The 14,277-nt window shown below is 69.8% G+C and carries 12 protein-coding genes; 10 read left to right on the top strand and 2 right to left on the bottom strand.

Features of this window, described 5'->3' with window-relative positions; genetic code table 11:
- The first annotated feature begins 175 nt into the window (after positions 1-175).
- Positions 176-2,554: a DEAD/DEAH box helicase gene (locus tag ASF54_RS08850; RefSeq protein WP_055961005.1), complete on the top strand. Its 2,379-nt coding sequence runs from the start codon at positions 176-178 to the stop codon at positions 2,552-2,554.
- A 186-nt stretch (positions 2,555-2,740) separates the two neighbouring features.
- Here the strand turns inward: ASF54_RS08850 and ASF54_RS08845 are convergent, their stop codons facing one another.
- On the bottom strand, positions 2,741-3,247 hold the full coding sequence (locus ASF54_RS08845; protein ID WP_055961003.1) for a mycothiol transferase: 507 nt from the start codon (positions 3,245-3,247) through the stop codon (positions 2,741-2,743).
- 54 nt (positions 3,248-3,301) lie between these two features.
- On the opposite strand from ASF54_RS08845, the gene ASF54_RS08840 reads away from it, so the two are divergent.
- The 6 genes from ASF54_RS08840 (at position 3,302) to ASF54_RS08815 (ending at position 10,263) form a co-directional block, all read left to right on the top strand.
- Complete coding sequence (locus ASF54_RS08840) at positions 3,302-3,772, top strand: DIP1984 family protein (RefSeq protein WP_055961000.1); 471 nt, start codon at positions 3,302-3,304, stop codon at positions 3,770-3,772.
- A 334-nt stretch (positions 3,773-4,106) separates the two neighbouring features.
- A complete protein-coding gene (locus ASF54_RS08835) occupies positions 4,107-5,288 on the top strand; it encodes an exonuclease SbcCD subunit D (RefSeq protein WP_055960997.1) in 1,182 nt (393 codons plus the stop codon).
- The gene (locus ASF54_RS08830) at positions 5,288-8,335 is read left to right on the top strand and encodes an AAA family ATPase (protein ID WP_055960994.1); all 3,048 of its coding nucleotides are present in this window, start codon (positions 5,288-5,290) and stop codon (positions 8,333-8,335) included. Before ASF54_RS08835 ends, ASF54_RS08830 begins: the two co-directional genes overlap by 1 nt.
- Before the next feature lie 18 nt (positions 8,336-8,353).
- Positions 8,354-8,752 carry an SdpI family protein gene (locus ASF54_RS16960; RefSeq protein WP_157510092.1) on the top strand — a complete coding sequence of 133 codons (399 nt, stop codon included), beginning with the start codon at positions 8,354-8,356 and terminating at the stop codon, positions 8,750-8,752.
- 113 nt (positions 8,753-8,865) lie between these two features.
- The gene (locus ASF54_RS08820; RefSeq protein WP_055960990.1) at positions 8,866-9,291 is read left to right on the top strand and encodes a GNAT family acetyltransferase; all 426 of its coding nucleotides are present in this window, start codon (positions 8,866-8,868) and stop codon (positions 9,289-9,291) included.
- A gap of 36 nt (positions 9,292-9,327) precedes the next feature.
- Entirely contained in the window at positions 9,328-10,263 is a 936-nt protein-coding gene (locus ASF54_RS08815) for a CPBP family intramembrane glutamic endopeptidase (protein WP_157510091.1), read from the top strand.
- Positions 10,264-10,271: 8 nt separating this feature from the next.
- Here ASF54_RS08815 and ASF54_RS08810 read toward each other — a convergent pair whose 3' ends face one another.
- On the bottom strand, positions 10,272-10,787 hold the full coding sequence (locus ASF54_RS08810) for a hypothetical protein (RefSeq protein WP_055960984.1): 516 nt from the start codon (positions 10,785-10,787) through the stop codon (positions 10,272-10,274).
- 112 nt (positions 10,788-10,899) lie between these two features.
- On the opposite strand from ASF54_RS08810, the gene recQ reads away from it, so the two are divergent.
- From recQ to ASF54_RS08795, 3 genes are all read left to right on the top strand, one after another.
- The gene (recQ, locus tag ASF54_RS08805) at positions 10,900-13,017 is read left to right on the top strand and encodes a DNA helicase RecQ (protein ID WP_084816055.1); all 2,118 of its coding nucleotides are present in this window, start codon (positions 10,900-10,902) and stop codon (positions 13,015-13,017) included.
- A 188-nt stretch (positions 13,018-13,205) separates the two neighbouring features.
- Positions 13,206-13,709 (top strand): GNAT family N-acetyltransferase, encoded by a 504-nt coding sequence (locus ASF54_RS08800; protein ID WP_084816054.1) that lies wholly within the window; start codon positions 13,206-13,208, stop codon positions 13,707-13,709.
- Positions 13,710-13,798: 89 nt separating this feature from the next.
- Complete coding sequence (locus ASF54_RS08795; protein WP_055960982.1) at positions 13,799-14,230, top strand: hypothetical protein; 432 nt, start codon at positions 13,799-13,801, stop codon at positions 14,228-14,230.
- The last annotated feature ends 47 nt before the right edge of the window (positions 14,231-14,277 follow it).

Raw genomic sequence — 14,277 nt, 5'->3', positions numbered from 1 at the left:
GGCTCGAGACACCGCACTGTGCTGCTCTAACAGCACTGGCGGTTGGGTTTGTATGTCTCAGGGGCCGGAATCGCAGCGAATCGCGTTGCGAACAATCACATGTATGTGAACGGTCCCTGGCCAATGACTGCCCGGGTGAATTCTTCGCGTCATTACGTAGAACCCAGGAAGAACCATGTCTCCTTACGACAAATCTGCATCGTCACGCCCCAAGGGCGAGCGTCCCGGCTCGAAGAGCCCCAAGCACCGCGGCTTCCGTGCTGAGGCCGAGGGTGGGCCCGCGAAGAAGCGCTGGGATGCCCCCGAGCGCGCTGCTCGCGCCGAGGGTCGCTCCGGCGGTCGCGACGCTGGTGCTCGTGGCGGTTCCGCTCGTGACGCCGGTGCCCGTGGCGGCTCGGCTCGCGATTCCCGTGGTGCCGGTCGCGACGCTTCGGCGGGACGCCCCAATTGGGAGCCCCGCAAGACCGGCGGCTCCAACCCCCGCTTCGGCGGCGGAGCCCGCGACGATCGCGACGCCCGCAACGGTGCCCGTGGCGGCGACCGCTTCGACCGCAACGACCGCTTCGGTGGCGGACGCCCCTCGCGCGACGACCGACCGGCCCGTGACGACCGTCCGTCGCGTGACGACCGCTTCGGTGGAGGCCGCCCGGCTCGCGACGACCGCGCCCCCCGCGACGACCGCGGTGGTCGCTCGTACGACCGCAGCGACCGCCCCGCCCGTGACGACCGCGCCCCGCGTTCGTTCGACCGCGGCGACCGCCCCGCCCGCAGCTACGACCGCCCCGAGGGCGGCCGCCCGGGCCGCGAAGACCGCGCCCCCTTCAAGAAGCGCGACGACTACGGCCAGGGCCGCCCGGCTCGCGACGATCGCGCGCCCCGCTCGAACGACCGTGGCGACCGCCCCGCTCGTGACGACCGTGCCCCGCGTTCGTTCGACCGCAACGACCGTCCTGCCCGTTCGTTCGATCGGGACAGCCGTCCTGCTCGTTCGTTCGATCGGGACAGCCGTCCGGCCCGCGACGACCGTCCGGCTCGCGACGACCGCGCTCCGCGTTCGTTCGATCGGAACGACCGCAACGACCGTCCCGCTCGTTCGTTCGATCGCGACAGCCGTCCGGCTCGTGACGACCGCGCTCCGCGCTCGTTCGACCGCAGCGACCGCACCGAGCGTCCGGCTCGCTCCTTCGACCGCACCGAGCGTCCGGCTCGCTCCTTCGACCGCACCGAGCGTCCCGCTCGCTCCTTCGACGGCGACGACCGCCCGAGCCGCTCGAGCGACTACTACCCGAAGCGCGACTCGCACTTCACTCCCGAAGACGACGTCAAGCTCGAGAAGCTTCAGGCCGAGGTCGTCACCGCCGGTGACGTCGCGGGCAAGACCTGGGGCGACCTGGGCCTCGGCGACAACCTCACCCGTCAGCTGATCGCGATGGGTGCTCCCTCGCCGTTCCCGATCCAGGCGGCGACGATCCCCGACGTGATCGCGGGCAAGGACGTCCTCGGGCGTGGCCGCACCGGATCCGGCAAGACCATCGCCTTCGGGGCACCTCTCGCCGAGAAGCTGCTCGAGCACGGCGGAGCCAAGGATCGCAAGATGGGCCGCAAGCCCCGCGCACTGATCCTCGCACCGACCCGCGAGCTCGCCATGCAGATCGACGACACCGTGCAGCCCATCGCGCGCTCCGTCGGACTCTTCACCACCCAGATCTACGGCGGCGTGCCGCAGCAGCGTCAGGTGCACTCCCTGCAGCGCGGCGTCGACATCGTCATCGGCACCCCCGGGCGGATCGAAGACCTCATCGAGCAGGGTCGCCTCGACCTCAGCGAGGTCACCGTCACGGTGCTCGACGAGGCCGACCACATGTGCGACCTCGGGTTCCTCGAGCCGGTTCAGCGCATCCTTCGCGAGACCGCGGCGGTCACCCGTCACGGTGCCCGTGCGCAGAAGCTCCTCTTCAGCGCCACCCTCGACAAGGGTGTCGCCAAGCTGGTCGACGAGTTCCTGACCGATCCGGCCGTCCACGAGGTCGCTGGCGAAGACCAGGCGTCCGCCACCATCGATCACCGCGTACTGCTGATCGACCAGCGCGACAAGGGTGCGATCATCGAGCAGCTCGCGCAGGGCAAGGGCAAGACACTCGTCTTCGCCCGCACGCGCGCTTTCGCCGAGCAGCTCGCCGACCAGCTCGAAGACGCCGGAATCGCGTCGACCAGCCTCCACGGCGACCTGAACCAGTCGCGCCGTACCCGCAACTTGCAGCTGCTCACCTCGGGCCGTGTCAACGTGCTCGTCGCCACCGACGTCGCAGCCCGCGGCATCCACGTCGACGACATCGAGCTGGTCATCCAGGCCGACGCCCCCGACGAGTACAAGACCTACATGCACCGCTCCGGACGCACCGGCCGCGCGGGCAAGGAGGGCACCGTCGTGACGCTGATCACGCGTGCTCGCCGCCGCCGCATGGAAGAGCTGCTCGACCGCGCCGAGATCACGGCCGAAATGGTCGAGGCTCGCCCCGGCGATCGCCTGATCGACCAGCTCGCGGGGGTCTGATTCCATTGGGTCGGCTCCTCCGGCGGGGCCGGAGCTCGACAAGCTCGCTCGTCCGGCCTCGCCTGCGTCGCCGGCCGTGACCCTCTGGGTCGACTCCTCCCGGAGTAAACCCGCACAGACGGCGTAAACACATGCCCTAGGGCAGGTGTTTACGCCGTTCGTGCGGGTGCAGCCACACGCGGGTCGTCAGAGACGGTCGAGGATCCCACGGGCATAGTTCGCCTGCCCGGCGTGCTGCAGGCAGTCGTTCACGATGCTCACAAGGCGGGCGCCGCGCGTGACCGGCGGATCCCACGCCTCGTCGACCACGTCGTCGAGATCGTCGCCCGAGACGGTGCCGAGGTAGGCGACGGTCGCTGCCGTGACCGCCTCGAGGTATCCGCTCAGGAGATCGGCGGTGGCGACGACTCGCGTCACATCGCCGGCGCTCATGCCATAGCCCATCTCGTCGGGGCCGAACGGCAGCTCGAACCGGCCGTACCAGCCGTCGGCCGTCCAGACCTCCTTCGACCCGGCGAGGGCGGCGATCTGGGCATCCTGCCCGCGGGCCGTGTGCCACGCGAGCCACGCGATCGTGTTCGTGCCGGGCGCGGGCCGGGCAGCGAGCTGCTGGGGATCGAGACCGTCGGTGGCGCGATCGACGAGGGCGGGGATCCTGGAGAACGATTCGATGAGAAGGTCGGACGGAGTCATGACTCCACGCTACGACCAGGGGCCAGCCGGCGTGCGGCGTGCCAGGATTCAGACATGAAGCTGGCCGAAGCCCTGATCAACCGAGGTGATCTGCAGAAGCGCATCGAGCAGTTGCGCTCCCGCGTGATCGCCAATGCCCGCTACCAGGAGGGCGAAGAGCCGGGGGAGAACGCCGAGGCGCTTCTCGCCGAGGTCATCTCCCTTCAGGAGGCCCTCGAGCAGTTGGTCGTCGCGGTGAACCTGACCAACTCGACGACGATGCTCGACGACGGACGCACCATGACCGAGGCGCTGGCCCACCGAGACGCCCTCCGCAGCCGGCATTCGATCCTCGTGCAGGCGGCCGACGCCTCGGCCGGTATGGGAGAGTTCGCGGGCTATCGCCAGCTGCGGAGCGAACTCCGCCAGCTCTCGGCTCTTCCGACCGCGGCCGTCCGCCAGCAGGCCGACGACGTCGCTCGCCGTCTGCGGCAGCTCGACGTGATCATCCAGCAGGCGAACTGGGAGGCCGACCTGGCCGACTGAGAGACAGCGCTGAGAACAGCGACAGCACGAGCGGTGAGTCGGTAGGCATCCGCCGGAGCGAGCACGGAGCCGACGGGACGACGGTGAATTCGTCCCACTGCATCCGCGAGGGGCCGCGGGCGGCCGCAAGGCGCTCACACCTCAGCCCAGCACCCATCACAGGTGACCTCGCAGCAGTCACACCTCATCACCGCGTGCTGGCCGGGGGTTCGCCGAGGGCGGGATCGGGGCCTCACCGCGGTGTTTGGAGTGGCCTCTGCCGATGTCGGCGCGCGGTCGTCGATGTCGGCGGCCCTCGCTACGCTGGCGAGGCCCACCGACGAAAGGCGAGCGCTTGCTGATCTTGCACACCAGCGACTGGCATCTGGGGCGCACGCTCCACGGCGTCGACCTCCTCGACCACCAGCGGGTCTATGTCGACCATCTGGTCGAGCTGGTGCGCGAGCGGTCGATCGACGTCGTGCTGGTCGCGGGCGACGTTTACGACCGGGCCGTGCCGTCGGTGACGGCCGTTCAGCTGCTGTCGTCCGCGCTGGCGCGTCTCGGCGAGCTCGCCACCGTGATTGTGACGCCGGGCAACCACGACTCGGCCGTTCGCCTGGGGTTCGCGTCCGGCCTGCTTCGCGACCACGTGCAGATCCGCGCGTCGGTCGATGACCTCGCCGAGCCAGTCGTGCTCGACGACGCGAGCGGCCCGGTCGCGTTCTACGGCCTGCCCTACCTCGATCCCGACAGCGTGCGCGCGGTTCTCGTGCCAGACGAGCAACGGGCCGAGGATCCCACGGCGAGACTCGCGAGATCCCATGCGGCCGTGATGGGCGCGGCCCTCGATCGTGTGCGGGCCGACCTCGCCACCAGGCCGGGCACCCGCGCCGTCGTGCTCGCCCACGCGTTCGTGGTCGGTGGCACCTCGAGCGACAGCGAGCGCGACATCCGCGTCGGCGGGGTCGACTCGGTTCCGGCTGAGCTGTTCCGCGGCGTCGACTACGTGGCCCTCGGTCACCTGCACGGCGCCCAGGGCATCACCGCGCCTGCCGCGGGCCCGGTCATCCGCTACAGCGGTTCGCCGCTCGCGTTCTCGTTCGGCGAGAAGCACCAGGTCAAGTCGTCGGCCCTGGTGCGGCTGGCGGCCGGCGGCCAGGTCGACGTCGAGCTCGTTCCGACGCCGGTGCCGAGACGCCTCTCCGAGATCACCGGCGATCTCGCCGAGCTGCTCGACGGGCGGCACGACTCCCTGGCCGACAACTGGCTGCGCGTCTTCGTCACCGATCCTGTGCATCCGGCGGGCCTGCACGCGCTCGTCCGTGAGCGGTTCCCGCATGCGCTGTCGATCCAGCACGTGCCGCGGGGCGCGGTCCGTTCGGCGGAACGGCGGGCGGTGCCGGTCGACGCCGATCCGGTCGAGGTCGCTCGCGAGTTCGTCGCGTTCGCCACCGGGGCGGAGGCGAGCGACGCCGAGATCTCTGTGCTGCGTGCGGCCTACGAGGCAGCCGGTCGAGCCGAGCTGAGCGCCTGATGGAGCTGCATCGCCTGACGCTCCGCGCCATCGGCCCCTACGCCGACGAATTCACGATCGACTTCGCCGCACTCCGGTCGTCCGGGGTCTTCCTGCTCGAGGGCCCGACCGGCTCGGGCAAATCGACGATCATCGACGCGATCGTGTTCGCGCTCTACGGTGGCCTCGCGGGTGCCTCGTCGAGCGACGATCGACTCCGCAGCCACCACGCCGGCCCCTCGGTCGAACCGTTCGTCGAGCTCGTCTTCGAGACCGGCGCCGGCATCCACCTCATCCGGCGCAGCCCGAAATGGAACCGCCCGAAGAGCCGCGGCGTCGGCACGACACCCGTCAACATGGCGGTGGTCCTGCAGCGGCTCGCGACGCCGGGTGCTGTCGACGGCGAGACGCTGTCGACGCGGGCGCAGGAGGTCGGAGGGGAGATTCCTCGGATCCTGGGGGTCACTAAAGAGCAGTTCCTGCAGACGATCGTGCTTCCGCAGGGCGAGTTCGCTCGCTTTCTCGCCGCCAGCGGCGAAGAGCGTCGGCTCGTGCTGCAGTCGTTGTTCGGCACCGAGATCTACGACCGCACGACCGCGACCCTCGTCGATGCCCGGCGCGCGGCCAACGCCGCCGTCGAGTCGTCGCAGCGCGCCGTCGACGAGGCGCTGGCGGGTCTCCGCAGCACGGTCGACGTCGGCGCCGATCAGGGTCCGGGCGATGGCCCGCGTGTGGAGAAAGACGCCGGTCTCGGTGGTGACGGCGGCACGGAAAGCCCCGTCGAGACGGTGTCGATCGACGTGGAGAACGCGGCCGAGGTGGTCGCCAGGCTGAGCGCCGAGTCGGGCTCAGCGGGTGAGCGCCGCGACATCGCCCGCGCGGCACTCGACGATGCCAGCGCGAAGTCGGCGGAGGTCACGAGGCTGGCCGAGGCGATCGAGGCGCGGCGTGGTCTGATGGCTCGCCGCGAAGCCCTCTCTGGGCGGGTTGCTGCCGTGGCCGAGGCTCGCAACCGAACCGAGCTGGCCGACCGTGCCGCTCTGGTCGAGGGGCCCGCGCGAGCGCTCAGCCTCTCCGAGGCGAAACGGGAACGCGCGCGCGACGAGCTCGCCGTACTGCGGGGCAGTATCGACGACAGCCTGTTCGGGGCAGAGCTCGACGATCTGCGAGATCGCCGCGAGCGACTCGCCCACGAGCGAGCGACACTGGCCGCCATCGTCGACCTCGAGGTGGGCCTGCCGGCGCGCGACGACGAGCAACTGCGCACCCGGGGCCAGCTCGCCGATCGTCGAGCGGGTATCGCAGCGGATGAGGCCCGGGTCACCGGCCGGGCGGCAGAACGGGAAGTGCTGACGGCCGAGATCGCCGCTGCGGCCGAGCTCGCGGGCACCCTCGACCTCGAGACCCGACGACTCGACGATCTGCATGCCGCCCTGGAGGCGGTGCGGCGCCATGCCGGACTGGCCGATGGGTTGCAGATCGCGCGGGAGAGCGTGTCAGCCGCTGCCGCTCGGGCCCGCAAGGCGGTCGATACCGAAGCCGACCTCCGCCGACGGCGCATCAGCGGTGTCGCCGGCGAGTTGGCTCTCGAACTGATCGACGGTGAACCCTGCAGTGTCTGTGGGGCAACCGAGCACCCGGCCCCGGCCGTGCTTCTCGACGGACATCCCGCCGATCGAGAGCTCGACGAGGCGACCCGGGCCCGTGAGGCTGCGGAAGCCGCCCTGCAGACGGCTCGAGATGCGGCGTCCGCGCTCGAAGCGCGACTCGGCGACGCCGCCCAGGCCGTGGGCGAACACGACGGCGACGAACTGCGGGTACACCTGACCGAGGTCGAGGCGAAGATCGACGCGGCCCGGGCTGCAGTCTTGGAGCGGTCCAAGGCCGACGATCGCCTGCTCCGATTCGACGCCGAGACAGCCGCCCAGGAGGCCGCGATAGCAGCCGAGCGGCTCGACCTGGCGGCAGAGGAGGCCCGACTCGAGACCGAGGCGGAGCGGCTCGTCGCCGACCACTCGCGCGTCGCCGAGATTCTGGCGGGCCGTGCGGCATCGTGCGTCGCCCTCAGCGACGAACTGCACGCCGACGAGCGGGTGCTGGTGGCGATCGTGCGTGCGCGGGAGGCCGAGGCCGCCGCCGCCGTCGAGGTCGAGAGCCGCCGTGCAGACGTTGAGCTCGCCCTCGCGTCGTCGACCTTCAAGAGCGTCGCAGAGGCGTCGGCGGCGCTCCTCGCGCCGGGCGATCGGGCTGTGCTTCTGGCCGAGATCCGAGACTTCGACAATGAGTCGGCGGTCGTCGCAGACGGACTCGCGTCACCCCGCGTCGCGGCCCTCGACGGAGACGAGGTCGCCGACATCGAGGCGGCAGAGGGGGTGCTGGCGATGGCCTCGGCCGCCCACGCTGCCGCCGCCGATCGTGCTTCCATCCTCGAAGACCGTGCCGCGAGCTCCGAGAGGGCCCTCGGCCGCCTCCGGCAGGCCCTCCGCGCGGCCGACGCGGTCGCCGAGGAGTCGCGCGCCATCGTGCGCATGGCCGACGTCGCCAGCGCCAGCGGTGCAGAGAACCTCCACGGCGTCACCCTCGGCACCTACGTGCTCCTCCGGCGCTTCGACGACGTGGTCGCCGCAGCGAACAGCCGGCTGGGGCTCATGTCGAGTGGCCGGTACCAGCTCGAGGCCGCCGAACGCGAGGCCTCGTCAAGGGCACGCCGCGCCGGGCTCGCGCTGACGATCCGCGACAACGCCACCGGCACGACGCGCGACCCGAAGAGCTTCAGCGGCGGCGAGACCTTCTATGCCTCGCTCAGCCTGGCGCTCGGGCTCGCCGACGTGGTGCAGGCTGAGGCGGGCGGTATCGAACTCGGCACGCTCTTCGTCGACGAGGGCTTCGGCACGCTCGACCCCGAGACCCTCGACGCAGTCATGGCCGAACTCGGGGCGCTGTCGGCAGGCGGTCGCGTCGTCGGCATCGTCAGCCACGTCGACGAGCTCAAGCAGCGCATCGCCGACCGGATCGAGGTGCGGCGCCGGCCCGACGGCTCGTCGACGCTGACCTCGACGGTGGGGTGAGTGCGGCAAAATGAGACGATGATCGAAGACCCGGGGCTTCCGGCCACGATCGGCCTGGCTCTTCTCGTATCGGTGCCCGCCTGGGCCGTGCACGCCTGTGTGCGAGCCTGCGCGTCAGGCCAAATTCCTGCAAACGGCCTTGTCGGTCTCAGAGTTCGCGCGCTCATGCGGTCTGAGGCAGCTTGGCGTACGGGCCACGGGGCGGCAGCCCTCTGGACGCGGCGCATGGCGATCGGAGTCAGCGTCGTCCTTGCGATGAGCTGCGCCGCCCACGCACTGCCGATCCTCTACCTCGTCCTGCTCGGCATCGGCGTTCTGCTGCTACCGGCGGGGACTCTTGTCGCAGCCGCCGCGGCCCTGCGAGCGGTCGACTCGATGACCCAGGAGGGGGCCGCAGGGGCCGACACGTCGGGCTGAGCGTCGTCGACGCTGACCTCGACGGTGGGGTGAGCGAGCGGGGAGTGGTGGCCGAGGGGCGGGGGTCAGAGCGACGCGTGCCGGATCCTTCGGTTCGCCTCCAGAATGGAGCGATGCAGATTCGCGCGTTCCGCCCCGCTGACACCGAGCCCGTCGTCGCCCTCTGGGAGGAGGCCGGGCTGACCCGCCCGTGGAACGACCCCCGCAAAGACATCGAGCGCAAGCAGCGCGTGCAGCCCGAGCTGTTCCGCGTGGGCGTCGAGGGTGACGCGATCGTCGCGACGGCCATGGCCGGATACGACGGACATCGCGGCTGGGTCTACTACGTCGCCGTGGCCGACTCGGCGCGCGGAACCGGGCTCGGCGCACAGATCATGGCCGACGTCGAGCGCCTGCTGACCGACCTGGGCTGCCCCAAGATCAACGTGCAGGTGCGCCAGGGCAACGATGCCGTGATCGGCTTCTACGAGCACCACGGCTACTCGCCCGACGGCGCGCTCGGCTTCGGCAAGCGCCTGATCTCCGACGTCGCCGACTGACACGTAGGCGCGGGGCCGTCGCGCTACCCTCGCCAGGTGCCTTACGCGTATCACCGGCTGTTCCGCGCCCGTCCCCGCTACCGCTGGTGGAAGCCGCTCGTGGCGCTCATCTTCGGCGTCGGCATCTACTACGCGCTGAGCATCGTCTGGCAGGAGCTCCTCCTGCTGACAGTCGACGCGATCGGCGGCACTCAGGCCCGGCTCGATCTCGTCGGCGACATTCGGCGCAACCAGCAAGACGCCTCAAATCCGCTCGTGATGCTGTTCACGCTCGGCTCGCTCGCGCTGCTTCTGCCCTCGATGATCGTGGGCGTGCGGATCCTCGGCCTCGGCCCCATCGGCCAGCTGACGAGCGTGGTCGCGCGCCTTCGCTGGCGCTGGATGGCGCGCTGCATCATTCCGGCGGTCGTCTACATGGCCCTGCAGGTCGGTCTCGGTTTCGTGGTGCCCGCGTCATGGCAGGGCCAAGGATCCGACACGGCTGCGACCCAGACGACCACCCCGCCGCTGGCGCTGTTCGTGTCGATCGTGCTCATCCTGCTCCTGGTCCCGTTCCAGGCGGCCGGCGAGGAGTTCGCCTTTCGCGGCTTTGGGATGCAGGCGCTCGGATCGTGGGTGCGCTGGCCCGTCGTCGCCATCGTCGTGCCGACGGTGGCCTTCGCCTTCGCGCACAGCTACAACGTCTGGGGCAAACTCGACGTCGCGACCCTCGGGGTGGCCTTCGCCTACCTCACCTGGCGGACGGGCGGGCTCGAGGCGGGCATCGTCGCCCATGTGGTCAACAACGTGGTGGTCTTTCTCCTGGCGGCTCCGGTCGTGAGCACGCAGCAGGCTGACGGGTCGCCGGGTGCCTTTGCCGTGACGCTCGTCGCCTCGGCCGCCTATGTGGGCCTGGTCACTCTCGTCGCACGCCGAAACGGACCCGAGCGCGTGGCGCCCGAGTCCGTTTCGGTGGGGGATGCTGCGGTGTAACGAGGATGTCAGCCGGCGAAGAGGCCGGTGAAGATCTTCGAGGCCTCGTCGTTCGTCATCTTCTTCTCGGCGGTGATGAGGTTGACGGTGGAGCCGAGGTCGGTCGTGGCTGTGAACTCGCGGTTGTCGCTCTTCTCGGAGCCCTTCGACGTGGTGAGGACGGAGCCTGAGAACTTCGCGACGGCGTCGTTGTCGATGACGACGCGGCTCTTGTCTTTAGCAACCTTGTCGGCTGCCGAGTCGGACTTCGCGTCACCGCTCGACTTGGTCTCTTTGTCGTCGACGTCGACCGCGATGACGCTGCCCTTCTTGCTCGACCAGACGCACTGGCCGCCCTTGCCGTCGATCTTCGAGTGCGACTCGAGCTTCATGCCGTCGATGCTCGAACCGAGCGCGGATTCGAACGAGGTGCAGTCGTCGGCGTGGAGTGCGAGAGGCTCGCTGGTGGTGGCGGAGGACGTGCAGCCCGTAAGGGCGGCCACGGCTGCGACGGTGAGGGCGGTGGCGGCGAGGAAGCGCTTCATGGGGGTCTCCTAAATGAGTTCGGGATTGCCAATCTAACATATTGCGTTTTATCAGACCAGAGCTTGTGGACAAGGGCGCCGGGGTGTCGGGCCCGGCTCGTAGACTCGCCGGGTGACTACGACGACAGACGCGGCCCCGCGGCCGGGTGCCCCACTGCCAATCGACGTGTTGCAGGAGGTCTTCGGCTACGAGTCGTTCCGCGGCAGCCAGGCCGAGATCATCGATCAGGTGGTCAGCGGCGGCGACGCCCTGGTGCTGATGCCCACCGGTGGCGGCAAATCGCTGTGTTACCAGGTGCCCGCACTCGTCCGCGACGGCGTCGGCATTGTTGTCTCTCCGCTCATCGCGCTCATGCAAGATCAGGTCGACGCCCTCGAGGCGGTCGGTGTTCGCGCCGCTTTCCTGAACAGCACGCAAGACGGCGCCGAGCGCCAGCGTGTCGAGAATGCCTTTCGAAGCGGCGATCTCGACATGCTGTATCTCGCGCCCGAGCGGCTTCGGCTCGAATCGACCAAGCGACTGCTCGACGAGGGGCAGATCTCGCTCTTCGCCATCGACGAGGCTCACTGTGTGGCGCAGTGGGGCCACGACTTCCGCCCCGACTACCTTGAACTCTCCGTGCTCCACGAGCGCTGGCCCGCAGTGCCCCGAATCGCCCTCACGGCGACGGCGACCGAGACGACGCACCGCGAGATCTCGACCCGGCTCGACCTCGACTCCGCGCGCCACTTCGTCGCGGATTTCGACCGACCGAACATCCAGTACCGCATCGAGGCGAAAGACCAGCCGCTGAAGCAGATTCTGCGGCTGATCCAGACGGAGCATCCGGGCGACGCCGGAATCGTCTACTGCCTGTCGCGCAACTCCGTCGAGAAGACGGCCGAGTCGCTCGTGGCGAATGGCATCCCCGCCCTCCCCTATCACGCCGGTCTCGACGCCGCGACGCGGCAGCGAAACCAGTCGCGCTTCCTCCGCGAAGACGGAATCGTCATGGTCGCGACGGTCGCCTTCGGCATGGGCATCGACAAGCCCGACGTCCGATTCGTCGCCCATCTCGACCTCCCCAAGTCGGTCGAGGGCTACTACCAGGAGACCGGTCGAGCCGGGCGTGACGGCCTGCCGGCGACCGCGTGGCTCGCGTACGGGCTGCAAGACGTCATGCAGCAGCGACGCATGATCGACCAGTCGGAGGGCGACGCCGCGCATCGTCGGCAGCTGACGGTCCACCTCGACGCGATGCTCGCGCTCTGCGAGACCGTGGAGTGCCGACGCGTGCAGCTTCTCGCCTACTTCGGGCAGTCGTCGACGGCCTGCGGAAACTGCGACACCTGCCTCACGCCGCCGACGTCGCTCGACGGCACAGTCGCCGCGCAGAAGCTCCTCTCGACCATCGTCCGGCTCAAGCGCGAACGTAACCAGCAGTTCGGCGCCGGGCATCTGATCGACATCCTGCTGGGCAAGAGCACCCCGCGCATGGCGCAGCAGGGCCACGACAAGCTCGCCACCTTCGGAATCGGCACCGAGCTCTCTGACGCGGAATGGCGCGGCGTCGTCCGTCAGCTGCTCGCCAAAGGCCTGCTCGCCTCCTCGACCGACGGCTACGGCACCCTCCTCATCACCGACGAGTCGGCAGCCGTGCTCGCGGGCGAGCGACCCGTGCTTCTCCGCAAAGAGCCGGAGCGTCCGTCGCGAGCGGCGCGTTCGCGGCGATCCGGGCCGGGCGCCTCCGTCGCCGACCTGCCGGCCGAGGCCCAGCCCCTGTTCGAGAAGCTCCGAGCCTGGCGCTCGGCAACGGCGAAGGATGCGGGGGTTCCCGCCTACGTCGTCTTCGGAGACGTGACGCTCCGCGGTGTCGCCTCGATGAGGCCGTCGAGCCTCGATCAGCTCGCGACCATCTCGGGCGTCGGCCAGAAGAAGCTCGAGAGCTACGGGGAACAGCTGCTCGCCGTCGTCGCCGAGTCGGGCGGCGGTGGGCCCGTGGGGAGCGCCGTCGCGCCTGCTTCGGGTGGGTCGAGGGGCGGGCGTGCCGGATCCTCGGCCAGTCGGTTCGCGGCCGCGCCCTCGCGCGCTGTCTCGAGCTCGCGCGCCGTCTCGAGCTTCGACCCGGGGCCCGGCGTGGGTGTCGATGAGCCGGGCGCCTATGAGCCTGGCGCCGACGATGGCGGGTGGCCTGACGCGCCGCCCGACGACCCGTACGACGAGTCGGTGCCGCCCGACGACTGGCGCTGATTCTCGGGCTGATTCTGGGGCTGGTCGCTGGCCGGGGTTCCTCGAAGTGACGCGATTCGGCCATTCTGACGCGGCGCGCCGGGTCGCTTTGGCCGATTCGCGTCAGGTCGTGGGCCGCTGGCTCGCAGCGCACGACCCGCAGCGTCATGAGAATTGACCCCTGTAAGCGCTCCGAATACCGTCTCGACATGGCCCTCGACAGCGTCAACCACCCCGTCTCCACCTGGACTTCACCCGACGCGGCTCTCGCCCAGCCCCTCGTCGACGACCTCGCCCGCGACTACGACGAGCGCTACGGGCTGAACGACGGCATCCCCTCGTCGGTCGAGCTGAGCCGCTACCCTGCCGAGCTATTCGCTCCGGCTCGGGGCGGGGCGTTCCTGATTCTCGAGCAGGCGGGGACGGCGGTCGCGGGTGGCGCCTTCATGCGCCTCGACGACAAGACGGCCGAGATGAAGCGGGTGTGGACGCACCCCGACCATCGGCGACGCGGTCTCGCCGGGCGGGTCATGGCAGAGCTCGAAGGCGAGGCGAGGATCCGAGGCTACCGCCGTGTGAATCTCACCACCGGAGCTCGCCAGCCCGAGGCCGTCGGGCTCTACCTGCACCTCGGCTACGTCCCTCTCTTCGACGTCGAGGGTGACTACGAGGCGATCAGCTACCTCCGGTTCACCAAGTCGCTCGTCGACTGAGTTCTCCACAGGGGCGTATTTCCCTAGCCAGCCGATCGGAAGAAAGGTAACATTTCGCATGTCTTCCTCTCCGATCCGAAGGTAGCCCTGTGAATTCGCTCGCTCCGGCAACGCTCTCCGCTTCTCTCCTTGACGATGTCATCGAGCTCCGACGCTCGTCTGACGGGGCTTCCGGCGGGTCGCACCCGACCGATCGTTCCCCGGTGGCTTTCGCGCCGCGACCTCGGGGCCGGGGCCGTACCCTCGTCGCTCTGCTGGGCGCCGGTCTGGCCGGGCTCCTCGCGGGCATCGACGTGCTTCTCCTCGTGCTCCTCGAGACGCTGCTGCGAGGCGTCGACGCCGACAGCCTCGACGTGCCGGGCATGGGCTTTGCCGCCTGGTCGGCCGAGAACGGCCTCGCCTACGGTTTCGGTCCGGCTGCGATCGCCATTCTTGTCGCGTGCACGGGTGTCGGTGTCGCACTCGGCTGGATGTTCGTTCGGTCGAGTCGATCGAAGTCGGCGGACAGCTCTCAGGCGTAGCGTCGATCGCGGCGCCGACGGCGCCGTGTTGGGGCAGGTGGCCCCGC

Origin of the sequence: Frondihabitans sp. Leaf304, from assembly GCF_001423105.1 — a bacterium.
Lineage (GTDB): Bacteria > Actinomycetota > Actinomycetes > Actinomycetales > Microbacteriaceae > Frondihabitans.
The sequence above is the reverse complement of the archived record's forward strand: the minus strand, read 5'-3'. Positions and strand labels throughout refer to the sequence as shown.